Source organism: Streptomyces sp. NPDC001157, assembly GCF_053598255.1.
The window spans coordinates 43,405-65,014 of sequence record NZ_JBSFJW010000027.1; the positions used below are offsets into that span (position 1 = coordinate 43,405).

The 21,610-nt window shown below is 70.5% G+C and carries 23 protein-coding genes; 10 read left to right on the top strand and 13 right to left on the bottom strand.

The window, feature by feature from the left end; all coding sequences use genetic code 11:
* Positions 1 to 71 precede the first annotated feature (71 nt).
* On the bottom strand, positions 72 to 896 hold the full coding sequence (locus ACWDAG_RS34425; RefSeq protein WP_450699470.1) for a lysozyme: 825 nt from the start codon (positions 894 to 896) through the stop codon (positions 72 to 74).
* A 236-nt stretch (positions 897 to 1,132) separates the two neighbouring features.
* Between ACWDAG_RS34425 and ACWDAG_RS34430 the strand changes: the two genes are divergently transcribed.
* Entirely contained in the window at positions 1,133 to 1,624 is a 492-nt protein-coding gene (locus ACWDAG_RS34430) for a MarR family winged helix-turn-helix transcriptional regulator (protein WP_450699471.1), read from the top strand.
* 109 nt (positions 1,625 to 1,733) lie between these two features.
* Here the strand turns inward: ACWDAG_RS34430 and ACWDAG_RS34435 are convergent, their stop codons facing one another.
* From ACWDAG_RS34435 to ACWDAG_RS34445, 3 genes are all read right to left on the bottom strand, one after another.
* Positions 1,734 to 2,966: an ATP-binding protein gene (locus ACWDAG_RS34435; protein WP_450699472.1), complete on the bottom strand. Its 1,233-nt coding sequence runs from the start codon at positions 2,964 to 2,966 to the stop codon at positions 1,734 to 1,736.
* Positions 2,967 to 2,992: 26 nt separating this feature from the next.
* Positions 2,993 to 3,661 (bottom strand): two-component system response regulator CseB, encoded by a 669-nt coding sequence (cseB, locus tag ACWDAG_RS34440; protein ID WP_450699473.1) that lies wholly within the window; start codon positions 3,659 to 3,661, stop codon positions 2,993 to 2,995.
* A gap of 96 nt (positions 3,662 to 3,757) precedes the next feature.
* Positions 3,758 to 4,222, bottom strand: a complete 465-nt coding sequence (locus ACWDAG_RS34445; RefSeq protein WP_450699474.1) for a hypothetical protein — start codon at positions 4,220 to 4,222, stop codon at positions 3,758 to 3,760.
* 260 nt (positions 4,223 to 4,482) lie between these two features.
* Here ACWDAG_RS34445 and ACWDAG_RS34450 point away from each other — a divergent pair, with 260 nt between their 5' ends.
* The 3 genes from ACWDAG_RS34450 (at position 4,483) to ACWDAG_RS34460 (ending at position 6,251) form a co-directional block, all read left to right on the top strand.
* The gene (locus ACWDAG_RS34450) at positions 4,483 to 5,118 is read left to right on the top strand and encodes a hypothetical protein (protein WP_450699475.1); all 636 of its coding nucleotides are present in this window, start codon (positions 4,483 to 4,485) and stop codon (positions 5,116 to 5,118) included.
* Between the two features lie 99 nt (positions 5,119 to 5,217).
* On the top strand, positions 5,218 to 6,057 hold the full coding sequence (locus tag ACWDAG_RS34455) for a helix-turn-helix domain-containing protein (RefSeq protein WP_450699476.1): 840 nt from the start codon (positions 5,218 to 5,220) through the stop codon (positions 6,055 to 6,057).
* Positions 6,054 to 6,251 (top strand): DUF397 domain-containing protein, encoded by a 198-nt coding sequence (locus tag ACWDAG_RS34460; RefSeq protein WP_450699477.1) that lies wholly within the window; start codon positions 6,054 to 6,056, stop codon positions 6,249 to 6,251. Before ACWDAG_RS34455 ends, ACWDAG_RS34460 begins: the two co-directional genes overlap by 4 nt.
* 9 nt (positions 6,252 to 6,260) lie before the next feature.
* Here the strand turns inward: ACWDAG_RS34460 and ACWDAG_RS34465 are convergent, their stop codons facing one another.
* The gene (locus ACWDAG_RS34465; RefSeq protein ID WP_450699478.1) at positions 6,261 to 7,049 is read right to left on the bottom strand and encodes a protein phosphatase 2C domain-containing protein; all 789 of its coding nucleotides are present in this window, start codon (positions 7,047 to 7,049) and stop codon (positions 6,261 to 6,263) included.
* 379 nt (positions 7,050 to 7,428) lie between these two features.
* Here ACWDAG_RS34465 and ACWDAG_RS34470 point away from each other — a divergent pair, with 379 nt between their 5' ends.
* The 5 genes from ACWDAG_RS34470 to ACWDAG_RS34490 all read left to right on the top strand — a co-directional run bounded on the left by ACWDAG_RS34470 (position 7,429) and on the right by ACWDAG_RS34490 (position 13,123).
* Positions 7,429 to 10,293: a sensor histidine kinase gene (locus tag ACWDAG_RS34470; protein WP_450699479.1), complete on the top strand. Its 2,865-nt coding sequence runs from the start codon at positions 7,429 to 7,431 to the stop codon at positions 10,291 to 10,293.
* Positions 10,290 to 10,793: a roadblock/LC7 domain-containing protein gene (locus ACWDAG_RS34475; RefSeq protein WP_450699480.1), complete on the top strand. Its 504-nt coding sequence runs from the start codon at positions 10,290 to 10,292 to the stop codon at positions 10,791 to 10,793. The genes ACWDAG_RS34470 and ACWDAG_RS34475 overlap by 4 nt, the downstream gene beginning before the upstream one ends.
* Positions 10,790 to 11,200: a DUF742 domain-containing protein gene (locus tag ACWDAG_RS34480; RefSeq protein WP_450699481.1), complete on the top strand. Its 411-nt coding sequence runs from the start codon at positions 10,790 to 10,792 to the stop codon at positions 11,198 to 11,200. The genes ACWDAG_RS34475 and ACWDAG_RS34480 overlap by 4 nt, the downstream gene beginning before the upstream one ends.
* Positions 11,181 to 11,807, top strand: coding sequence for a GTP-binding protein (locus ACWDAG_RS34485; protein WP_450699482.1), 627 nt, complete (start codon positions 11,181 to 11,183; stop codon positions 11,805 to 11,807). The genes ACWDAG_RS34480 and ACWDAG_RS34485 overlap by 20 nt, the downstream gene beginning before the upstream one ends.
* Positions 11,808 to 11,872: 65 nt before the next feature.
* On the top strand, positions 11,873 to 13,123 hold the full coding sequence (locus ACWDAG_RS34490) for a styrene monooxygenase/indole monooxygenase family protein (RefSeq protein ID WP_450699483.1): 1,251 nt from the start codon (positions 11,873 to 11,875) through the stop codon (positions 13,121 to 13,123).
* Here ACWDAG_RS34490 and ACWDAG_RS34495 read toward each other — a convergent pair.
* From ACWDAG_RS34495 to ACWDAG_RS34510, 4 genes are all read right to left on the bottom strand, one after another.
* On the bottom strand, positions 13,120 to 14,172 hold the full coding sequence (locus tag ACWDAG_RS34495; protein ID WP_450699484.1) for an NlpC/P60 family protein: 1,053 nt from the start codon (positions 14,170 to 14,172) through the stop codon (positions 13,120 to 13,122). The two genes, ACWDAG_RS34490 and ACWDAG_RS34495, sit on opposite strands and share 4 nt — an antisense overlap.
* Before the next feature lie 104 nt (positions 14,173 to 14,276).
* The gene (locus tag ACWDAG_RS34500; protein WP_450699485.1) at positions 14,277 to 14,591 is read right to left on the bottom strand and encodes a hypothetical protein; all 315 of its coding nucleotides are present in this window, start codon (positions 14,589 to 14,591) and stop codon (positions 14,277 to 14,279) included.
* A 10-nt stretch (positions 14,592 to 14,601) separates the two neighbouring features.
* Positions 14,602 to 15,249 (bottom strand): TetR/AcrR family transcriptional regulator, encoded by a 648-nt coding sequence (locus ACWDAG_RS34505; protein ID WP_450699486.1) that lies wholly within the window; start codon positions 15,247 to 15,249, stop codon positions 14,602 to 14,604.
* Between the two features lie 138 nt (positions 15,250 to 15,387).
* Positions 15,388 to 16,326 carry an AurF N-oxygenase family protein gene (locus ACWDAG_RS34510; protein WP_450699487.1) on the bottom strand — a complete coding sequence of 313 codons (939 nt, stop codon included), beginning with the start codon at positions 16,324 to 16,326 and terminating at the stop codon, positions 15,388 to 15,390.
* Positions 16,327 to 16,453: 127 nt separating this feature from the next.
* Between ACWDAG_RS34510 and ACWDAG_RS34515 the strand changes: the two genes are divergently transcribed.
* On the top strand, positions 16,454 to 17,569 hold the full coding sequence (locus tag ACWDAG_RS34515) for a ferritin-like domain-containing protein (protein WP_450699488.1): 1,116 nt from the start codon (positions 16,454 to 16,456) through the stop codon (positions 17,567 to 17,569).
* On the opposite strand, the gene ACWDAG_RS34520 is transcribed toward ACWDAG_RS34515, so the two are convergent.
* From ACWDAG_RS34520 to ACWDAG_RS34535, 4 genes are all read right to left on the bottom strand, one after another.
* Complete coding sequence (locus tag ACWDAG_RS34520; protein WP_450699489.1) at positions 17,566 to 18,075, bottom strand: DUF3291 domain-containing protein; 510 nt, start codon at positions 18,073 to 18,075, stop codon at positions 17,566 to 17,568. The two genes, ACWDAG_RS34515 and ACWDAG_RS34520, sit on opposite strands and share 4 nt — an antisense overlap.
* 102 nt (positions 18,076 to 18,177) lie before the next feature.
* On the bottom strand, positions 18,178 to 19,653 hold the full coding sequence (locus ACWDAG_RS34525; protein ID WP_450699490.1) for a penicillin-binding transpeptidase domain-containing protein: 1,476 nt from the start codon (positions 19,651 to 19,653) through the stop codon (positions 18,178 to 18,180).
* A complete protein-coding gene (locus ACWDAG_RS34530) occupies positions 19,653 to 21,032 on the bottom strand; it encodes an FtsW/RodA/SpoVE family cell cycle protein (protein WP_450699491.1) in 1,380 nt (459 codons plus the stop codon). Before ACWDAG_RS34530 ends, ACWDAG_RS34525 begins: the two co-directional genes overlap by 1 nt.
* A 43-nt stretch (positions 21,033 to 21,075) precedes the next feature.
* Complete coding sequence (locus tag ACWDAG_RS34535) at positions 21,076 to 21,474, bottom strand: SH3 domain-containing protein (RefSeq protein ID WP_450699492.1); 399 nt, start codon at positions 21,472 to 21,474, stop codon at positions 21,076 to 21,078.
* Positions 21,475 to 21,610: the final 136 nt, after the last annotated feature.

The window sequence follows — 21,610 nt, forward strand, 5'->3', positions numbered from 1 at the left end:
CCACCGGATAGGGGAAGGCCCGGGTCCCGTGAGGGAGGCCTGGGCCTTCGCCGAGTGTGCACGGGAGGGGATCAGCCGTTGGCGAGGGCGACGACCCGATCCAGCGCCCCGTTGAACTTGTCATGGTCGCCGACGGTCGGCCCGGACGAGGTGTACTGCCACATGGAGTAGTAGCTCCACCCGGCCGGCAGCGTCCCCGCGTCCGACGCATACCGCGCGATCCACAACGGGCTGACGGACGCGAAGCCGCCGTAGTTGCCCGTGCAGTCGCTCCACCAGCTCGTGGCCGTGTAGATCACGGCATTCCGTCCCGTACGCGCCTTGTATGTGTTCAGGAAGTCGGCGATCCAGCTGACCATCGCGCTCGCCGACTTGCCGTAGCAATCGGCGCCGTACGGGTTCCACTCGATGTCGAGGGTGCCGGGGAGGGTCTTGCCGTCCTTGGACCAGCCGCCGCCGTGGTCGACGAAGTAGTTGGCCTGGGTGGCGCCGCTGGTGGTGTCGGGGGTGGCGAAGTGGTACGCGCCGCGGATCATGCCGACGTTGTACGAGCCGTTGTACTGCTGGGCGAAGTAGGCGTTCGTGTAGTACGTGCCTTCGGTCGCCTTCGTGTACGCCCACTTGACCCCGCTGCTCCACAGGGTCGACCAGGCGACGTTGCCCTGGTGGGCGGAGACGTCGACGCCCTCCGTCTGGGTGACGGCGGTGGGGGCGGGGGTGCCCTTGCGCCCGTCGTGGGCGAGGACGCCCATTCCCATGTGGGCGGATCCGCGGGCGGGCCCGTCAGCGGCGGAGGCCGGGACGGCGAAGGGCAGGGCGAGGGTCAGGGCGGCGAGCAGGAGCCCGGCGAGGAAGAGGCGCCGGGGGCGGACCGATCCGGATCTGTGCACGGGCATAGCGTGCCTCCGAGGGCTCGGTGATGCTCGGTGGGGAAGCGCTGAGGTCCAGATGTGCTGCCGGCGTGGGCATGCCGGCCATTTCCTGGTAAGGAAGCTACGCACGTAGAAGAGCGGGTGGGAAGGGGGCCCGGAGTCTGCCGTTGGTCTAGCCCTGCGAAATACTTGAGGAGCTGCGGCAACGACGGGGTCTGGCGGAAACTTTCAGGATCGGGAAAACCGAGGCAGGGGCTGACGTGCACGAAGGCGGAAACGGGGACGAGCGCCGGCTCTCGGACCGGACGGCACCGAGCGGCGCCGACCCGGAGTACCTGTCCCTGGAACGCGAGTTGACGGTTCTGCTGCGACGCGCCCGGGCCAGCCAGGGCGAGATGGCCCGCGAGGTCCACCCCGACCTGGAGTCCGCCGCGTACGGCCTCCTCGTACGCCTCGACGAGCACGACCGGCTGCGCGCCACCGAGCTCGCCGCCTACATCGGCGTGGGCAAGGCCACCATGTCCCGCCAGCTGCGGGCCCTGGAGGACCTGGGTCTGGTCGCCCGCGAGCCCGACCCGGCGGACGGGCGGGCCTGGCTGGTCCACCTCACCGAGGAGGGGCACCGCCGGGTGAGCAAGGTCCGCGACGCGCGGCGGGCACGCTACGTCAGCCAGCTGGCCCACTGGGACCGCCGCGAGGTGGCCGAACTGGCGCGGCTGCTGGGGGAGTTGAACCGGGGCATGGAGAAGTAGACGGACGCCGGTCGTCCGGCCGCCCCGTCGGGGTGGTTTGTGGAAGGCGGGGGGCGGTGAGTGGCCGGGCCGGTGGCGGTGGTGTCCGGTTCGGTCGCCCGGTCGCCGTTCAGGTGTCGGTGTGTCCCGTCCTGGTGAGGCGCAGGGTCGCCTCCGCGCCGCCGTCGGGGTGGTTGCGGAAGGTGAGACGGGCGCCGAGCAGGCGGGCCTGGCCGGTGGCGATGGTGAGGCCTAGGCCCGTGCCCGCGGAGCCGGAGCCGGTGCGGAAGCGCTGCGGGCCGGAGGCGGTGAGGACGCTCAGCAGGTCGGGCGGGAAGCCGGGGCCGTGGTCGCGGACCCGGACGATCGCGCCGTCGTGGTCCTTGTCCACGTCGACCGTCACCGGCGGGGCACCATGACGAAGCGCGTTGGCGACGAGGTTGGTGAGGATCCGCTCCACGCGCCGCGGATCGGTCTCCACGAGCGTGTCCGCGACGATCCGCACCTCCACCCCCTCCAGTCCGGCGACCGCGCGCCGGGCCATGGCGCTGACCTGGCGGGGTTCGGTCTCCACACAGGCCACCTGGGCGTCGAGGCGGGCGACCTCCAGGACGTCCTCGACCAGTCCGCGCAGCTTGTGCACCCCGCCCGCGACCAGGTCGGTGACCGGACCGGCCGGCAGCAGGCCGGTCGCCGTCACCATGGCCGCGACCGGTGTGCGCAGTTCGTGTGCGATGTCGGCGGTCACCCGTCGCTCGGCCTCCAGCCGGGCGCCGAGCGCGTCCGCCATGGTGTTCACGGATGCCGCCAGCCAGGCGATCTCGTCCCGCCCCTGAGGGCCGATACGGGCGTCCAGGTCGCCGTGGGCGATGCGTCCGGCCGTGCGGGCGGCGGCCGTGGCCCGACGGCCCATCCGCACACCGAGGGCCAGACCGGCCAGGGACACGACCACGGTGGCCGCCGCGCCCGTGGTGACCAGCGTCCGGTCCAGCGCGGCCAGTTCGTCGGCCTCACAGCCGTAAGGACGCGACAGCGCGAGCACGGTCCGGTCGGAGATGCGGGTCGCCGCCCACAGCACCGGATCGGGGCCGTCCTGGAGGTAGGTGACGCGGACGCCGCGGTTCACCGCCCTCGACACGGGCGCGGGCAGGTCCGGCGGGTCGAGCCGGGCCTCCGACTTGCGGCCGGCCGCCTGGTCGTAGACGGCGGTCATCAGCCGCCGGTCCATGTCGGAGCGGGCCGTGGTCAGCTGGTTGGCGGCGGTGATGCGGTGGACGAGCAGCCCGACCGCGCTCGCGACGCAGACGGCCGCCGCGGCGACGGCCAGGGCCACCTTCGTGCCGATGTTCAGACGTATGTTCATGGGAGCCGTACCGATGTGCCGGGCCACTACGGGCGCAGCTTGTAGCCGAAGCCGCGCACCGTCTCGATGCGGTCACGGCCGATCTTGCAGCGCAGCCGCCGTATGTGGACGTCCACCACCCGGGTGTCGCCGGACCAGGCGTAGTCCCACACCTTCTCCAGCAGCAGGTCCCGGGTGAGCACCGTGCCGGGCGCCGCGGCGAACATCTGCAGCAGCTTCAGCTCCGTGGTGGTGAGGGCGAGCGGCTTCCCCTCGCGGCACACGTCCAGGGTCTGCGGGTCGAAGGCCAGGTCACCGAAGACGAGCGGGGTGCTGTCCGGCCGTTGCTCGGCGGGCGCGGCGCGCCGCAGCAGGGCCCGGATCCGGGCGGCCAGCACCAGCCCGTCGAACGGCTTGGTGACGTAGTCGTCGGCGCCGGCCTCCAGGCCCATCACCACGTCCACCGGATCGTTCCGGGCCGAGATCAGCAGCACCGGCACCCGCGACTCCTCGCGGATACGGCCCGCGAGGCTCACCCCGTTGAGGCCGGGCAGCATGATGTCCAGGACCGCCACGTCCGGCGCCTGCTCCCGGAACAGGGCGAGCCCGCTCGTCCCGTCGGCGGCGGCGCGGACCGCGTAGCCGCTGCTCTCCAGGGTGAGACGAGTCGCCTCCCGGATCATCTCGTCGTCCTCGACCAGCAGGACCTTGTGCATGTGTGTCTCCTGAGACGTCGTGCTCCGGCCCCAGAGGACCAGTCCTATGTGTCGGTGACCCGGCGGCCGGTTCACAGTCGCGGGGCGGAAACGTTGTCATGCCGCCGGCACCCGTAGGCGCAGGTCTCCGACGTCCTTCGCCCAGTGGGGCGCGGGCGGGGGGTCTGGGCTGAGCACGGCGTGGCTGTAGTAGGCGGCGTACTCGCGCTTGACCAGGCCGCTGAGAACGAGGCGCACCGGGTAGGACGGCGGGTTGTCGTTGCCGTGGGGACACAGCGACACGCAGGCGAAGTCGACCACCAGCCCGGTCCCGACCGCTTGGGGCGTGCCCCAGCCGCGCCACTTCATGCCGTACAGAGTGGTGACTTCGGTCAGATCCATCACGTCGGGGTGCTGCCGCGAGATGGAGCGTGCGTCGTCGACGTAGACCGGCCCGGTCCAGCGGACCGCGGTCGGTGCCGGGCCCTCGATGTGCGCGCCACCGGCCCCCGTGCCGCATCCGGCGAGGCCCAGGAAGCTCATGGCGAGCAGCAGACACCGTGCCCCTCCGCCGTATCGCATGCCGGTTCCTTTCCGCCCGCGCTCACGGGACGACCAGCTTCAGGGCCCCCCGTTAACGACAAATGTCCTGACAGCAAGGACTCGGCAATGCATGGAATCGCTCCCACATCTCTGTAACAGCCGTACGTCATTTCCGTCCGGCAGCCGTGATCCGGCCGCCGGGCCACTGTCATGCGTGGCTGGTCCTCTTTGGTCAGCCGGAGCGCACCGCCCCGGAAAGGGTCCGGAACCAGGATCCGAGACAAGACCAAGGAGCCACCATGTCCTCATCCGAGATGTTGGAGACGCCGCCCGAGAAGCGGCGCGGCCGCGCACGGCGTGCCCGGATGGTCGCCATTCCCGCCATGCTGCTCAGCCTCACCGTCGGCGGGCTCGGCCTGTCCGCCACCGCGCACGCCGCCGATAGTCCCCAGTGCCCCCCTGGGGCGCCCGCGTCCTGCGGGGCGGCCAACAAGGGCAAGGCGCCGGTCTCGGGCGACGAAGAGCACCCCGGAAGGCTGACTCCGGGAAAGATGCAGGACAAGACCCTGAAGACCTGGCAGCGCATCGGCTGGCCGAACTGGCGCAACATCGGCGACCGTGACAGCTCCTTTCAGGTCAGCAGTTGGGTCGACCAGCAGCGCCGCCAGCACGGTGAGTGGGTCGAGACGGGCGGTCGATACTGGGACAACGGCGGCTCTCTCCGGGACTTCATGAACGAGGGCTTTGCGGGCTCGTCGTCGCAGAACTACCAGGGAACGTTCCAGGAGTACGTCGCGACCACCTTCGACCACGACCCCAGCGGGGAGGGCGAGAGGACGGGCCAGGACCGGTTCGTGCGTGCGATCAGCACCGGTGACGTGTGGTTCACGCGGGACCACTACAACAGCTTCATCTACCTCGGCAAGCAGCAGTAAGTCCAGGGCCGGCAGGAACCCCCGGGACGGGAGCCCGGGGGTTCCGTGACTTTCACCTTCCGTGCCCGATCGGCTCCGAAGCGTGCCTATTCTCGAAGCATGCCTCAGCCGAAGAATCTTGACCCCGCCTCGATGAAGGAGTTCTACGGCGCCGAGCTCAGGCGGCGCCGCGAGGAGGCGGGGCTGTCGCAGTCCGGGCTCGGAGACCTCGTGTTCTGCTCGGGGGCGTACATCGGGTACCTGGAAATGGCCGGTCGCAACCCGCAGTTGGACATGTCCGAGCAGATCGACACGATCCTGAAGACCGGCGGGTTCTTCAAGCGACTGTGCGAGGCCATCCTCAAGGCGGCCAAGGCCAAGTTCCCCGGGTACTTCGCTGCCGCCGCGGAGTTGGAGCAACGGGCCCAGACCATCTGCGAGTTCAACACGGCGGTCATCTCCGGACTCCTGCAGACCCCCGAGTACACCCGCGCCCTCGTCCAGGCCATCCGGCCCCGGGTAGCCCTTGAAGAGGTCGAACGGCGCGTTACCGTGCGGCAGGAGCGGGCGCAGACCCTGCTGAAGGACCCGGCCAATCCCGACTTGTGGTTCATCATCCACGAAGCGGCGTTGCGCGTGGCCGTCGGCGGAAGTCAGGTGATGCGTGAACAGTTGGAGCACATCGCCGATGTGGCGCGAAGCGATCAGGCGATCATCCAGGTGATGCCGTTCTCGGTCGGGGGAAACTCGCTCCTGTACGGGATGGTGACGCTCATGACCTTCGCCGACGAACCGCCCGTGGTGTACGCCGAGGCCGCCTACTCGGGGCAGTTGATCGAGGATCCGGCGCTGGTCGCGAGCTGCACCAAGTCCTACGATCTGGCCAGGGCTTCCGCCCTGTCGCCGGAGGCGTCCCTCGTCTTCGTCGAAGGTCTACTCGCGAAGGACTACTCATCATGAACCGCACGTACGATCTGCGTTCCGCCCGGTGGCGCAAGTCGTCGTACAGCAATGGGGACGGCGGCGCGTGCGTCGAGGTCGCCGACGGCCTCCCCGGCATCGTCCCCGTCCGCGACAGCAAGGTTCAGGAAGGCCCGGTCCTGCTCGTCTCCGCCGGCGCCTGGACGGCGTTCATACGCAACGCCGTCAAGTAGCCCACCGGCTTACAACTCCACGTACACGACCGTCGCGTCATCGTGCGTCTTGCTGCGCCGCAGATACCTCCGCTCCTCCGCATCGGCCCGCTCCAGCATCCGTACCCGGTCGACCAGCGCCTGCGCCCCCTCCTTCCGCACGAAACGGAAGCAGTCCGCCCAGTCGCCCTCCCGGAACTTCTCCACCCACCGGGTGGCGCCGTCCGTCAGGGCGGCCAGGGCCCGCACGTCGCCCCGCGACAGCACGCCTGTCACCGCCCGCGCCGCAACCGACGGATCGGCGGCGGCCGTAAAGAAGCCGCCCTCCTTGTTCCGGACCGTCGAGTCCACGATGGCGTCCGTGGCCAGGGACGAGCGCGGCAGCCGGGACAGGCGGTCGTCCAGGAGTGACGTGACCGTGCCCTCCGGCGACTCCACCAGCAGGGCCGAGTCCGACAGGACCAGGTACTCGACCCTCTCCATGCCCCACCGCGCCACGACCACCGTTGCCTGTGGGGTGCGTGGGTGAGAAAGGTCACAGGTGGTCGCATGGGCCTCGGCCGTACGCGCGATGGCGCGGGCCAGCGCCTCCTGCAGCGGAACATCCGGGAGGGAAACGGTCAGTTCGGTCAGGGCTCCGCCCAGCCGGGACGTGTACCAGGGGACCGAATGCAGACAGCCCGTCTCGCCGCGCGGTGGCGTCACCCCGTCCAGGACGACGAGGGTGCCGCCCTGGCCGGAAGCGGGGAGCGTGGCCGCGGCGAAGTCCTCGTTGGGGTAGGTGGGATCACCCGGCTCCGAGACAAGTTCCGTATGCATTCAGCCAGTCTGCACGACGTCTTCACAAGGTTCGCCAAAGCCTGTCATTGGTCGCTGATTTGGCGCACTCGTGCAGGTCAGACGCCCTGTTTGGGATGGAATCCGTTGTTCCGGGAAGTCGCGGCGGCGAATACTGCCACCGCCCGGCGCGGACGTCCAACCGGCCTGCCGTACAGGGGTGCTGAGCCGTTCCCAGGAACTTGCTCGCCCACTCTTCTCCGAGGTTCACTCCTTCGGGTGGCGGGTCAGGTGATGCTCGTCCACTGCCCACCGGCACTGGGAGGGTCGGCACCGTACTGGGCGTACGTACAGTCGACGTCAGTTGACGGAGCGTCACACCCGGGCCCATGAGTACCACGAGTCAGGATTGCGAGCACCGGTGCAGAAGACGCGGCCTCGTCGCACAGGCAAGCAGACGGACCCCGCAGCGGGCGTGGAGAGCACGCCAGGCAGCACCGGCACCACCACCGGCAAGGGCCGGCCCACGCATGTACGCAACCGGCTCGTCGTCGCCGTGGCCGTCGTTGCCGCCGCGATAGCCGGGGCCGGTGTCCCCTCCGTCCTCACCGCCTCAGGGCAGCTCAGCGACTCCCAGGACCTGGTGACGCTTGCCGGGCAGACCCAGGACGCCCTGACCCTGGCTCATTCGCTCGCCGACGAGCGGGACGAGGTGACGTCCTACATCGCCGCCGGGCGGCCCAAGTCCAAGGCGCCCTCCGAGCAGCGCAGCGCCCGCGTCGACCGGCAGGTCGAGGAGCTGCAGCAGAACACCGACACCCCCGCCTCCCTCCGCGGCGACCTCGACGGCATCGCCGCGTTGCGCCGCTCCGCGCTCACCGGCAAGAGCGACGCCCTGCAGGCGCACGACGCGTACTCGGCCGCCATCACCGAACTGCACGGGCTCGCCGAGCAGCTGGCGCAGCAGATGCCGCCCCGCGCCGGAGCGAACGCCCACGCCCTCGCCGAGCTGGACACGGCCGTGCAGCAGGCCGCCGCCGCCCGCGGTCTGCTCCTCGCGGCGCTCAACGTGCCCACCACCACCCAGACGGTCATCAGCCCGGTCACCGGCCTGCCGACCACGGTCACCTCCTCCTCGGACGCCGACACCAAGCAGCGGGGCGCGCTGACCGCCGCCGCCCAGCAGGCCCGGCTGCGCTCGGACGCGGCCCTCGCCGACTTCCACGACACGGCGACCAAGGCCGCCCGGACGTCGTACGACTCCACGGTCACCGGACCCGAGGTCAACTCCGCCGAGAAGTACCTGGCCGCCCTCACCGACCAGCCGACCCTCTCCGCGTCCGAACTCGGCACCAGCGCCTCGAAGCTCAACGCCGCGCTCTCCGCCCGTATCGACGCGATGCGCGGCGCGGAGTCCGCCCTCTACGACCGCCGCACCAAGGACCTGGCCCAGCTGCGCGACGACGACGTCAACGCGCTGGAGCTGCGGATCGCCGTCCTCGGCGCCCTGATGCTGCTGGCCGTCGGCATCGCCACGGCGATGGCCCGCAGCCTCACCCGCCCGCTCTCCGTGCTGCGCCGGGGCTCGGCCCGGCTCGCCGAGGCGGCGGACCCCGCCGCCGAGGAACCGGTCACCTTCACCGGCCGCAACGACGAGTTCGCGCAGGTCGTCCGCTCCGTCAACGCCCTGCACGCGCACGCCGCGGCCCTCAGCGAGCGCATCGTCACGCTGGAGGCCGACCGCAAGCACCTCGTCGGCCAGCGCCAGAAGATGGCGGACGCCCGTGAGGAGCTGCGTGCCGAACTCGGTGAATCGGCGGCCCGGTTGGAGCGGCTGCGGGAGAGCATCGGCGGCACCTTCGTGAACCTCTCCCTGCGCACCCTGGGCCTGGTCGAGCGCCAGCTCGCCGTCATCGAGGGCCTGGAGGAGCGCGAACAGGACCCCGAGCGCCTGGCCACCCTCTTCAAGCTGGACCACTTCGCGACGGTCATGCGCCGCCACAGCGAGAACCTCCTGGTCCTCGCCGGCACCGAGCACGTCCAGCAGCACGCGGGACCCGTCCCGCTCGTCGACGTCGTGCGCGCCGCGGTCAGCGAGATCGAACGGTACGAGCGCGTCCGCATCGCCGTGCTGCCGCCGCACGCGCACGTGGCGGGCTTCGCCGCGGACGACCTCTCCCACCTGCTGGCCGAGCTGATGGAGAACGCCACCTCGTTCTCCCCGCCGGACCTGCCCGTCGAGGTCTCCGGCTGGCTCCTGGAGAACGGCGAGGTCATGCTCTCCGTCCAGGACGAGGGCATCGGGATGACGAGCGACCGTCTGACCCGCCTCAACACCCGCCTCGCCGAGTTCGACCCCGAGTCCCCCTACGACCAGGAGGGCGAGGAAGGACTGGGTCTCGGCCTCTACGTCGTCGCCCGCCTCGCCCACCGCCACGGCGTCCGCGTCCAGCTGCGCGAGCAGAAGCAGGGCGGCGTGGCGGCGGTGGTGGTCCTCCCGAGCCCCCTGCTGGCGGCGGCCCCCTCCGCCGCGGTCCCGTCGTCGACATCGCCGGGGCCCGGCGGCACGCTCGGCTTCTCCCTCCCGGGGGCGGACGCGGAGGCCAACTCCAACGAGCTGCCCGCCCGCCCGAAGCCGACGGACCCCCTGGTGGCCCTGGCGGAGAAGGCCCTCCAGCACGAGACACCCACGCCGGCCGAAACCACGATGGAACTCCTGCTCCCTGACCTGGCGGCGCCCGAGGCCCATGAGGGCCGGTCGGCCGCCGAGGGGACGGAGGCCCATGGGCGGTCGGCCGCCGAGGAGGCGGAGAGCCATGGCGGGCCCGCGCCCGAGGCGACCGAGGCCCACCCGCCCCTCGCCTCCGGGATGATCCCGCCCCAAGCCCGACCGGAAGCGGCCGACGGCGAGTCAGCCCCACAGGGGCCTCCCGCACCCGAAGACGAAAGTGGTACGGGTGATGCGGCTGGGAACATTCCCGCCGAAGACGAAGCCGAGGCGGAACACACCCGCGCCCCGGACGAGGAGCAGCTCACCGACAAGGGCCTCCCCAAGCGCACCCCCAAGATCACCGCACCGACCGAGTCCGCGCCCCAGCGCCCCCGCACGGTGGACGCGGACGCCCTCCGCCGACGACTCGGCGGCTTCCGCACCGGTGCCCAGGCCGGCTACCGCGCCGTGGAGGCGGAGATCGCCGAACAGACCGCCCAGAACCAGATGCCGGGCACCGCACCAGCCGTATCCGAAGAAACCACGGGGGGCACCGTCGAGGAGGCAAGCAGTTGACCGCGCCCAGTACCTTCGGACTGAGCAGTGAAGCCCGCAACCTGCACTGGCTGCTGACGAACCTGGTCGAGGAGGTGCCGGGCATCCAGTCAGTAGCGGTGGTCTCCTCGGACGGCCTGCTCCTGCTCTCCTCCGACCCCGGCCGGAACGCAGCGGCCAAGGACCAGGCCAAGCAGCGGCGGACCGGCCCCCGGGGCTCCTCCGCCGACCTCGCCGCCATCGTCTCCGGCATCGGCAGCCTCACCATCGGCGCGGCCCGGCTGATGGACTCCGGCCCTGTGAAGCACACGATGGTCGCGATGGACGAGGGCAGCCTGTTCGTGATGTCGATCAGCGACGGCTCGCTGCTCGGCGTGCACGGCTCCGCGGACTGCGACATGAGCGTGGTGGCGTACCACATGGCCCTGTTCGTGGGCCGCGCCGGCCACGTCCTGACGCCGGAACTCCGCAGTGAGCTACGAAAATCCCTGGAGTCGGAGTCCGCCGGGAGTCACCGATGAGCAGTTCGCCCAAGAAGCTGCCCGTTCGCGGCGGCGACCGCAAGCCGGCCCGCGTGCGCCCCTACTCGCTCACCGGCGGCCGTACCCGCTTCGGCCACGTCCTCCTCGTGGAGACGTTCGTGGCCGCGCTCGACGCCCCGGAGGAGCGCAAGGAACTGACGAATGGGTCCCTCAGCACCCGGGTCATGCCCGAGATGCAGGCCATCGTCGAACTGTGCCGCCGTATGCGCACGGTGGCCGAGATCGCAGCACTGCTGAAGATGCCGCTCGGCGTGGTCCGCGTGCTGCTCAGCGACCTCGCGGACCAGGGCAGGATCCGCGTGTACGGAACAGGTACCGGTCACGGCACGGGCCGCCCGGACCGCGCACTGCTCGAAAGGGTGCTGAATGGACTCCGTCGCCTTTAGAGACACCGCCTTCGTGGACACCGATGAGGACCTGAAGTCCTGGCAGACGGACCGCACCCGGGCCCCGATCGCGACGAAGATAGTCGTGGCGGGTGGTTTCGGCGTCGGCAAGACCACCCTGGTCACCGCCGTCTCGGAGATCACGCCGCTGCAGACCGAGGCGCTGATGACCGAGGCGAGCGAGGAGACGGACGACCTCACCGCCACGCCGGGCAAGCTCACCACCACCGTGGCCATGGACTTCGGCCGTCTCACGCTCGACGACGACCTGGTGCTGTATATGTTCGGCACGCCGGGCCAGCAGCGGTTCTGGTTCATGTGGGACGACCTGGTGCGTGGCGCGATCGGCGCGGTCGTCATGGCCGACACCCGTCGCCTGAAGGACTGCTTCCCCGCGCTGGACTACTTCGAGAGCTGCGGACTGCCGTACGTCGTCGCGGTCAACCACTTCGACGGCAGCGAGCTGTTCGAGCCGGAGGACGTGCGGGAGGCGTTGACGGTCCCCGCGCACATACCTGTCATGATCATGGACGCGCGCCGCCGGATCTCGGTGATCGAGACCCTGCTGTCCCTGGTGGGCCACGCGCTGGACGCCACCCCCGCGTAGGCCCCGGTAGCCCCGGCAGCCCCCGAGCAGTCCCGAGCCGTCCCCGAGTAGGAGAACAGCCCCGTATGCGGAAGATACTCGTCGTAGGAGCCGGCCAGTCCGGTCTCCAGATCGCCCTCGGACTCCAGTCGCACGGGTACGAGGTCACCCTGATGTCGAACCGGACGGCGGACGAGATCCGCTCCGGCCGGGTCATGTCGACGCAGTGCATGTTCCACACGGCACTGCAGCACGAGCGCGATCTCCAGCTGAACTTCTGGGAGTCCCAGGCCCCGAAGATCGAAGGACTCGGCGTCTCGGTCGCGGCCCCCGGCTCGCACGACCCGGGGCCGACACAGCGCGCGATCGACTGGGTGGGCAGGCTCGACGGGTATGCGCAGTCGGTGGACCAGCGGGTGAAGATGGCCGGCTGGATGGAGACCTTCGCCCAGCGCGGCGGCCAGCTGGTCATCCACGGCGCGGCGGTCTCCGACCTCGACTACTTCTCCCGTACGTACGACCTGGTCCTCGTCTCGGCGGGCAAGGGTGAGCTGGTGTCCATGTTCGGCCGGGACGCCTCCCGTTCGCCGTACGCCGAGCCGCAGCGCGCCCTCGCCGTCTCCTACGTCCACGGTCTGGGCCCCCGCCCCGAGCACCCCGACCACGACGCGGTCCGCTGCAACCTGGTCCCGGGCGTGGGCGAGCTGTTCGTCATGCCGACGCTCACCACCTCCGGACGCGCCGACATCCTCTTCTGGGAGGGCATACCCGGCGGCCCGCTCGACGTCTTCAACGGCGTCAAGGACCCGGCGGAGCACCTCTCCCTGACCCTGGAACTCATGGAGAAGTTCACGCCCTGGGAGTTCGAGCGGGCCAAGGGGGTCGAACTGACCGACGCGGGCGGTGTGCTGGCCGGCCGTTACGCCCCCACCGTCCGCAACCCCATCGGCCGGCTGCCCGGCGGCGGACTGGTCCTCGGCGTCGCGGACGTCGTCGTCGCCAACGACCCGATCACCGGCCAGGGCTCCAACTCCGCCTCCAAGTGCGCGGCTTCGTATCTCGCGTCGATCCTGGAGAACGGCGAGAAGGAGTTCGACGAGACCTGGATGCAGGCCACGTTCGACCGCTACTGGGACACTGCCCGGCACGTCACCAAGTGGACCAACGCGATGCTCGCCCCGCCGCCGGAGCACATCCTCAACCTGATCGGCGCCGCCGGCCAGCTCCAGCCGGTCGCCGACCGCTTCGCCAACGCCTTCAACGACCCGTCCGACTTCGAGAACTTCTTCTACGAGCCGGAGAAGACCGCCGCCTACCTCGCGGAAGTGACCGGCTAGGCGCCCTTGGGGCGCTGGTCCGGGCGCACGGCTCCCAGGATCGGGTAGGACGCGACCGGCGAGACCCTGACCGTCTCGCCCGTCCGCGGCGCCTGGATCATCATGCCCTCGCCCAGGTACATGGCCACATGCGTGGCATCGGGGAAGTAGATCACCAGGTCGCCCGGGCGCAGCTTCTTCAGCGGGATCCGCGGCAGCCGCGCCCACTGCTCCTGGCTGGTGCGGGGGATCGGCCTGCCGGCCCTGGCCCAGGCCTGAGAGGTCAGGCCCGAGCAGTCGTACGCCTTCGGGCCCTCGGCCCCCCACCGGTACGGCTTCCCGAGCTGCCGCACCGCGTACCCGAGGGCCCGGCCGCCCTTCTTCGAGGGACGGCGTTGGCCACGCAGCACCCCGGACGCCATGAGCTGCCGCTGCGCCTCGTCGGTGCCCTTCTTCTCCAACTCGCCGAGGGCGGCCAGCTGTCCGGGGGTGAGGGAGGCGAGGAGTTTCTCGACCTCCTTGAGACGCGCCTGTACGTCGTCGCGGTCCTTCTTCTGCCGCTCGGCGAGGGAGAGCTGGCCGTCGAGGGCCTTGCGCGCCGCGCGGTCCAGCGCACCGGCCCGCTTCTCGTTCTCGGTGAGCCGGCCGACCGCCTCGACCCGCTCCCGCGCCAACTGGCCGATCACATGGCCCTCGTCGAGCGCCTGCTGGGGGTTGCGGGCGAGCAGCAGGCGTACGTACGCGGAGATCTCGGTGCTGCCCTGGTACTGCTGCCGCGCCAGGCGTCCCGCGGCGACCCGGCTGTCGTGCAGCGAGCTGCGGGCCCGGGCCAGTTCGCGGTCGAGGCGGGCGACTTCCGCGCGCTGCTTCGTCAGTTTCTCCGCGGTGGCGTTGTAGGTCTCGGTGGCCTTCTCGGCCTCCCGGTACAGCCGCTGAAGATCCGTCAGCTGCGCGGCGACGGTACGCCCGCCCGGCTCCGCCCAGGGCACGGCCGCGGCGGGCGGCGGTACGAGGAGAGCGCCGGCGGCCATCGCCACCGTACAGACCAGGCGCAGCAGCTTTCCTGACACATCATCACCTCCGGTGCGGGGCAGCCCCTCTGCTCCGCACAGTCAGGTGTTGACGTCTCCGCCGCGAAAGACGCGCCGGGTGTGCGCTGATCAGCGCAACCTCGTCACCCGTCGGTGTCGTCCGGCTTGCGGCCCGGCGTGGCGTCTGGATCGGCGTCCGGCTTGGACCACGGCCACTTCAGCCGGTCGCTCGCCTTTCCCTCGGGGTCGTACTCGTACTTCCAGCCCTGAGGCAGCCCGAGCCGCTTGCTGTGGCCGCGCGGGACGCGCCGGTAGACGAGCACGGTGGGCGCGCCGCCTGCCGCGTCCGGTACGGGGATGCGGTACGTCTTGGGCGGGTGCCCGGTGGGGCCCACGAGGACGGGCAGCACCCGGCCGTCCATGGGCCCGCCCTCGAACGGTGTCTGTTCGCTCTTCACGGCACCAGTCTCAGACATCCTCGGCCAGCGCCTGCACCAGCGCGGCGGTCTGCGGGTCCCGGACCGCGGTCACCGAGAGGACGGCCACGAACTGCTCGACCAGCCAGTCCCGCAGTTCGTCGAGCGGCGGCCGCTTGTCCTCGTCGAGCCAGATCAGGGAGGCCGCCTCCACCGCGGTGATCCACATCCGCACGGTCATACGCAGCAGCAGCCCGGGGTCCGTGACCTCCAGATGGCTCAGGATGTGCTCGGCGGCGGCCCGCCGCACCCCGTCCACGATGGCGGTCGTCCGGGACGTCTCCACCACGCTGCCGCCCTGCAGCAGCGCACTGAACCCGGCGTCGTGCTGATCGACGAAGGCCAGATAGCGGTCGAGGGCGCGGGCCAGTCGGGGGAGCAGCGGCCCGACCCGCGCCTCGTCGAAGCACTGCCGCAGCTCGTCCGCGGCGGACCGCAGGGCAGCCTCGTACAGCTGCTGCTTCCCGCCGGGGAAGTACCGGTAGACGAGGGGGCGCGAGACCCCGGCTGCCTCGGCCACGTCGTCGAGGGAGACGTCCTCGGGGGCGCGGTGCGCGAAGAGGTTCAGCGCGGCTTCGAGCAGCTGGCTGCGGCGTTCCTCGACGCTGAGGCGGCGGTAGGCCGGCGCGGCAGGGGTCATGAGTGCAGCGTAGTCGGCGGCTGCGGGTGCGTCGTGGCTGGTCGCGCCCACGCGGCGGAGCCGCATATGTCACAGCCCCGCGCCCCTTCAGGGGCGCGGGGAACTGCGCGAGAAACCCCCACCGACCCGCAGACCGCATCAGGCCAGCAGCCCCGAGCTCTTCCAAAGCCGTCGGCCGACACCCCGCAGCACACCGATGTCGTCCAGGAAGTCCGTCAGCCTCTTCGCCCCGGTCTGCATGACCTCCCGCCGATGCCCACTGGCCCTCACCTGCGCCATGGCCTCCCGCCTGTCCAGCCCGACATTCGTGTACACCTCGGGGTTGACGAAGGCGACGGAGAACACCCGCGCGAACTCACCGGACGTCACCCTGGTGAACTCCTGCGACCACCGCGGCGCCGTCACCATCTGCCGCCGCAGCTCCTCCCGTGCGTACCGCACGTGCCGGGCCTCTTCCACGACATGGATCCGCGTGACCCCCCGGATCAGCGGCTGCACCCGCTCGTCCGGAAACGTCAGCCGCTGCATCCAGTCGAGCACCTCCTCGCCGAGGAGCGTGGCCGTGAAGGACCCGGGCGTGGTCGAGATCGTCTTGAACAGCCGCCCCAGGTTCTGGTGCACCCGGGCCACCGGATACCACGGTGCGTCCCCGCGGGAGATCAGCCGCGCGAACATCTTCGAGTGCCGGCACTCGTCCTCGATCTCGGTGAGCGCGTACCGCACATGCGCGCTCGTGGCCGCCTTGTCGTAGATGTGCCGTACCAGCAGCTGCATGAGGATCAGCTCGAACCAGATCCCGAGCGAGGCCAGCGCCGCCGACTCGTGCTGCGAGAGCAGGATCCGCTGCTCCTCGCCCATCCGCTTCCACAGGGGAGTGTCGTACAGCGACACCAGCTCCGGCGGCCAGAACCACTTGCCCTCCTCGAAGGGCGCGTCCCAGTCCAGTTCCTTGTCGGGGTCGAAGGAGTGCTTGGCGGAGGAGGCGAGGAGCCGTTCGGCCACCTGTTCGCGGTCCTTGAGCAGCCCGAGCGCGTCGCGCAGGCCCTCCAGCGCGTCGGCTTCCGTCAGGGTCGTCATGGTTCGTCCACCTCTGTTACCCGGGGTCACATCCTCCACCGCTTATGAGACTGCTTGTCAGCAAGCTCGTCAATCCCTTGTGCGCGACTTGTTGACCCGGCGTCTACCACGTGTGAGCCTGCGAGGCATGCCGACTTACGACCAGTACGTCACGGACGCGGGAGACCCCCTCTGGCAGGTGCCGGCGACCGGCGCGGCCCGCTTCAGCTGGGAGTACGACGACGGTCGCGACCGCCTGCTCGCCCTGTACCAGAAGGGCAAGGACAAGCAGTGGGACGGCCAGAAGCGCATCGACTGGGATCTGGAGGTCGATCCGTGCGACCCCCTCGGCACCCCCGACGAGTCGTTGTCCCTGTACGGCACCAAGCACTGGGCCAAGATGACCGACGACGACAAGGGTGAACTGCGCAAGCACTACGCCTCCTGGCAGTTCAGCCAGTTCCTGCACGGCGAGCAGGGCGCGATGATCTGCGCGGCGAGGATCGTCGAGTCCGTCCCCGACCTGGACGCGAAGTTCTACTCGGCGACCCAGACCATGGACGAGGCGCGGCACGCGGAGATCTACGGCCGCTTCCTGCACGAGAAGATCGGGATGCTCTACCCGATCAACGACAACCTCCAGTCGCTGCTCGGCGACACCCTCCGCGACAGCCGCTGGGACATGCCCTACCTCGGCATGCAGGTCCTCATCGAGGGCCTGGCCCTGGCCGCCTTCGGCATGATCAGGGACACCACCGACAAGCCGCTGCCCAAGCAGATCCTCGCCTACGTCATGCAGGACGAGGCCCGGCATGTGGCCTTCGGCCGGATGGCGCTGCGCGACTACTACAAGCAGCTCACCGACGCCGAACTGCGCGAGCGCGAGGAGTTCGTCATCGAGGGCTGCTATCTCATGCGTGACCGGCTGCGCGGGGTCGAGGTCCTGGAGAACTTCGGCATCCCGAAGGCCGAGGCAGAGGAGTACAGCGAGCAGTCCGAATTCCTCGCGCTGTTCCGGCAGTTGCTGTTCTCCCGCATCGTCCCCTGCGTCAAGGACATCGGACTGTGGGGCAAACGGCTGCAACAGGCGTACGTCGACATGGGCGTGTTCGAGATGGGCGACTCGAACCTGGACCTGTTGATGGCCCAGGACGAGGAGATCGCGGAGCAACTGGACGCGGAACGGTTCGCCGCGGAGGAGCAGGAACGGGTGGCCGAGGTGACGGACGCGATCGAGGCGGGCGCAGGCGCAGACGAGAGTTAGACCGAGCACCCCAGATCGTCCGGCACCTCCAACGGCACCGGCTCGGCTCCTTGCGCCGGGAACGACGTCCGCAGCGTGAAGGCGTACGGCGTGGGCCCGTTCGCCCGCAGATGCAGCAGCCGCTGCTCGGCCTCCGCGACCGTCGGCCGGTGCCCCGCCGGGACCCACCACAGGACCACCATCGCCTCCTGCACCCGCTCGAAGAACTCCCTGCGGCGGGCCAGCATCTCGCGGTGGCGGCCCTGGTACATGTACGCGGTCAGGGCGTTGCTGTCGCGCCACACCGACATGTTGATGATCAGCCACTCGTCGCCGAAGACTGGCACGTCCGTCGCGTTGCCCGAGTCGCTCTCGAGCCGCCAGACGAAACCGTCCGCCGCGTCGGCGTCGGCGTTCACGGGGTCGAGGTTGTCGACGAAGTCCTTCAACTGCGGCGAATCCAGCGGGGCTTTGAGGCGTCCGATGTTGACCTGGGCGAGGTGGTACGCGGCATCGGGTGTCGTCATGGACCGAACGATAGGTCGGGAGGGCCGGGCGCTCCCAGACCCCGTCTCAGCATGCGAGCGATGCCCGTCCCCCCGCCGGCCGATCCGCTCCGGGAGCAGCGCTCAACTGCCGGTGCCCGGTGGGGAGTTCAGCACCGCCCGCATCACGTCCCGGGCGATCGGCGCGGCCACCCCACCCCCCGTGATGTCGCCCCGCTCCGCCGACGCGTCCTCCACCACCACCGCCACCGCGACCCTCGGCAGCACCTCGCGCTCGCTCTGCGCCCAGGACACGAACCAGGCGTACGGCATGCCGGAGTTGCCGAGACCGTGCTGGGCGGTGCCGGTCTTGCCGCCGACGATCGCGCCGGGGATCGCGGCGTTCGTGCCGGTGCCGTCCGTCACGACGTCCTCCATCAGCTGCTTCATGACGTCGGCGGTCTCCGGGCGCATCGCCTGACGCACGGGGCGCGAGCCCGCCGTGGTCATCGTGGCGCCGTTGCCCGTGGTCGTCCGCTCCACCAGATACGGCGAGCGCACCTGCCCGCCGTTCGCCACGGCCGCCGCGACCATCGCCATCTGCAGCGGCGTGGCCCGCGTGTTGTACTGCCCGATCGACGACAGCGCGAGCTGCGCCCGGTCCACGGAGGTGTCGAAGGTGCTCGGCGCCACGGAGAAGGGGATCCGCAGCCGGGTGTCGTTGAAGCCGAAGGCCTTCGCCGCGGCCCCCATGCGCTTCACCCCCACATCCACCCCGAGCTTCGCGAACACCGTGTTGCAGGACCACGCGAAGGCCTCCCGCAGCGGGGCGTCCTCGCAGCCGTCTCCCTCGTTCATCAGCATGGTCGTGGTGCCCGGCAGCCGGTACGGGTCCGGCGAATCGGTCGGCCGGTCGATGTCCAGGACGACACCGGCGTCCAGCGCGGCCGCCGCGGTGACCACCTTGAACGTCGAACCCGGCGGATACGTCTGCCGCACCGCCCGGTTGAGCATCGGCTTGTCCGGATCGTCGTTCAGCCGGACCCAGGACCGCTCGGTGGCTGCGGCGTTCCCCGACAGCACCGCGGGGTCGTACGACGGGCTCGACACCAGCGCCAGCACCCGCCCCGTCGCCGGCTCGATCGCCGCCACCGCACCCCGGCGCCCGCCGAGCCCCTGGTACGCCGCCCGCTGCGCCGCCGGGTTGAGCGTCGTCACGACGTTGCCGCCCCGGCCCAGCGCCCGCGTGAGGTCGCCCACCAGGGGGAACGGCGAGAGCATCGGGTCGGTGCCGGACAGCACGGAGTCCCCGGTGTGCTCCAGCAGCGTGGTGCCGTACACCTGTGAGGCGAAGCCGGTGACGGGCGCGTACAGCGGGCCGTCCGTGTACGTCCGTTCGTAGCGGAGCTGCTCGCCGGAGTCCCGGGAGCCGGTGACGCTCTTCCCGCCGACCAGGATGTTGCCGCGCGGCCGCTCGTAACGGGCGATGGTGGCACGGCGGTTGGCGGGATTGTCGTCGAAGGACTTGGCGCTGAAGATCTGGATGCGGGCGGCGTTGACGAGGAGCGCCACGAGGAGGAGGGCGCAGAAGAAGGCGGCGTGCCGGATGTGCTTCGCCATCAGGGCGCCACCTGCCCGTCGTACTGACGCCGCGCCGAATGGCTCACCCGGATCAGCAGCGCCACGATCGCCCAGTTGGTGACCAGCGACGAGCCGCCCTGCGCGAGGAACGGCATCGCCATGCCGGTCAGCGGGATCAGCCCGGTCACCCCGCCCGCGATCACGAACACCTGGAGCGCCACGATCGAGGCCAGCCCCACCGCCAGCAGCCGGCCGAAGGGGTCGCGCAGGGCGAGGCCGGCCCGGTAACCGCGCTCCACCAGGAGGCCGTAGAGGAGGAAGAGCGCGGACAGGCCCGCCAGGCCCAGTTCCTCCCCGGCCGTCGCGAGAATGAAGTCGGACTTCGTCGCGAAGCCGATGAGGATCGCATGGCCGAGGCCGAGACCCGTGCCGAGGACGCCGCCCGCCGCGAAGGCGAACAGCGACTGGGCCACCTGGTTGGCTCCCTGCCCGGCCTCGATCGTCGCGAAGGGGTGCAGCCAGTCCTGGACCCGGCTGTTCACATGCGGCTCCAGCCAGCCGACGGCCACCGCGCCCGCGGCGGCCAGCAGCAGGCCGACGGCGATCCAACCGGTGCGTCCGGTGGCGACGTACAGCATGACCACGAACAGGCCGAAGAACAGCAGCGAGGTGCCGAGGTCCCGCTCCAGCACCAGCACACCCACGCTCACCAGCCAGATGGCGAGGATCGGACCGAGCGCCCGGCCCTTGGGCAGCTGGACCTTCCTGAACCGCCAGACCTGACGGCCCGTGTACGCGAGCGCGCTGCGGTTGGCCGCCAGATACGCGGCGAAGAACACCGCAAGCAGCACCTTCGCGAACTCGCCCGGTTGGATGGAGAATCCGGCGATCCGCACCCAGATACGGGCGCCGTTCACGGCCGGGAAGAGGATCGGGAGCACCAGCAGGAAGAGCGCGGCGACGACGAAGACGTACGCGTACCGCTGGAGCACCCGGTAGTCCCGGAGCATCAGGACGACCCCGATGAACAGGGTCACGCCGAGTGTGGACCACACGAGTTGGGTGGGGGCGGCCTGGTCGTGGGGGGTCTCCAGGTCGAGCCGGTGGATGAGCACCAGACCGATGCCGTTGAGCAGCACGCCGATGGGCAGCAGCAGCGGGTCGGCGTACGGCGCCCGCATCCGCACCGCCCAGTGGGCGAGCAGCGCGAGCACGCCGAGCCCGGCGCCGTAATGGGCGGCGCCGGGCGGGACGGTGCCGTTCCTGGCGAGGCCCACGGCGCAGTAGCCGTACACGCAGAGCAGTACGGCGACGACGATGAGGGCGAGTTCGATGCCACGGCGCCGGGGCAGGCGGGTCACGGGAACGGGAGTGTCCGGGGTGTCCGCCTGTGCCACGGTGGGTCCGGCGTTGGTCATGTCCGGAACCTACCCAAATAGTCGGTCTTGTGATCTCAGGGCCTCAGCACCAGCGCGGTTGTTCGTGGCTGGTGACGTCGATGAAGCGAGCCGCGCCCCACGCCCAGGTGCCGTCCGGGAGCAGGTACCAGATGTTGTCGCCGTCGACGCTCTGACCCGGGGTCTTGCAGAAGATGGAGACCACATCGCCCCGGTGGGCCACCCGGATCACCTGGCTGCCGCGGTTCGGCGCACTGCGCAGGAACAGCGTGCCCGCGGTGACGACGCCCCGCGCGAGCCGGTCGTGGTGATGGTCGTGGTCGTCCCCCTGGCCGAAGCCGGGGTCCCCGCCACCGTCACCCCACTCGTCGTCCGCAAGCGCAGGGGAGACGGCCACGGAACTGACGAGAGCACAGGCGGCGGTGGCGGTGGCCAGGCGTATGAGGGTGGAGCGCAGGGACATGGGGGATACCTCCATGAACGGGGGCGAAGCTGACTATTCGCCACATGTCCGCCACATTAGGAGGAGGCGGCGGGGGCCGCCTGTCCTGCTGGTCCATAGGAGCGGGTCGGCAGGAGCGCCCCTGAAGGGGCGCGGG

Excerpts from the sequence above, each read along its gene's own strand:
- ACWDAG_RS34425 (WP_450699470.1), bottom strand. The coding sequence starts at position 896 with ATGCCCGTGCACAGATCCGGATCGGTCCGCCCCCGGCGCCTCTTCCTC.
- ACWDAG_RS34435 (WP_450699472.1), bottom strand. The coding sequence starts at position 2,966 with ATGAACATACGTCTGAACATCGGCACGAAGGTGGCCCTGGCCGTCGCC.
- cseB (WP_450699473.1), bottom strand. The coding sequence starts at position 3,661 with ATGCACAAGGTCCTGCTGGTCGAGGACGACGAGATGATCCGGGAGGCG.
- ACWDAG_RS34445 (WP_450699474.1), bottom strand. The coding sequence starts at position 4,222 with ATGCGATACGGCGGAGGGGCACGGTGTCTGCTGCTCGCCATGAGCTTC.
- ACWDAG_RS34450 (WP_450699475.1), top strand. The coding sequence starts at position 4,483 with ATGTCCTCATCCGAGATGTTGGAGACGCCGCCCGAGAAGCGGCGCGGC.
- ACWDAG_RS34455 (WP_450699476.1), top strand. The coding sequence starts at position 5,218 with ATGCCTCAGCCGAAGAATCTTGACCCCGCCTCGATGAAGGAGTTCTAC.
- ACWDAG_RS34460 (WP_450699477.1), top strand. The coding sequence starts at position 6,054 with ATGAACCGCACGTACGATCTGCGTTCCGCCCGGTGGCGCAAGTCGTCG.
- ACWDAG_RS34465 (WP_450699478.1), bottom strand. The coding sequence starts at position 7,049 with ATGCATACGGAACTTGTCTCGGAGCCGGGTGATCCCACCTACCCCAAC.
- ACWDAG_RS34480 (WP_450699481.1), top strand. The coding sequence starts at position 10,790 with ATGAGCAGTTCGCCCAAGAAGCTGCCCGTTCGCGGCGGCGACCGCAAG.
- ACWDAG_RS34485 (WP_450699482.1), top strand. The coding sequence starts at position 11,181 with ATGGACTCCGTCGCCTTTAGAGACACCGCCTTCGTGGACACCGATGAG.
- ACWDAG_RS34490 (WP_450699483.1), top strand. The coding sequence starts at position 11,873 with ATGCGGAAGATACTCGTCGTAGGAGCCGGCCAGTCCGGTCTCCAGATC.
- ACWDAG_RS34505 (WP_450699486.1), bottom strand. The coding sequence starts at position 15,249 with ATGACCCCTGCCGCGCCGGCCTACCGCCGCCTCAGCGTCGAGGAACGC.
- ACWDAG_RS34510 (WP_450699487.1), bottom strand. The coding sequence starts at position 16,326 with ATGACGACCCTGACGGAAGCCGACGCGCTGGAGGGCCTGCGCGACGCG.
- ACWDAG_RS34515 (WP_450699488.1), top strand. The coding sequence starts at position 16,454 with ATGCCGACTTACGACCAGTACGTCACGGACGCGGGAGACCCCCTCTGG.
- ACWDAG_RS34520 (WP_450699489.1), bottom strand. The coding sequence starts at position 18,075 with ATGACGACACCCGATGCCGCGTACCACCTCGCCCAGGTCAACATCGGA.
- ACWDAG_RS34525 (WP_450699490.1), bottom strand. The coding sequence starts at position 19,653 with ATGGCGAAGCACATCCGGCACGCCGCCTTCTTCTGCGCCCTCCTCCTC.
- ACWDAG_RS34530 (WP_450699491.1), bottom strand. The coding sequence starts at position 21,032 with ATGACCAACGCCGGACCCACCGTGGCACAGGCGGACACCCCGGACACT.
- ACWDAG_RS34535 (WP_450699492.1), bottom strand. The coding sequence starts at position 21,474 with ATGTCCCTGCGCTCCACCCTCATACGCCTGGCCACCGCCACCGCCGCC.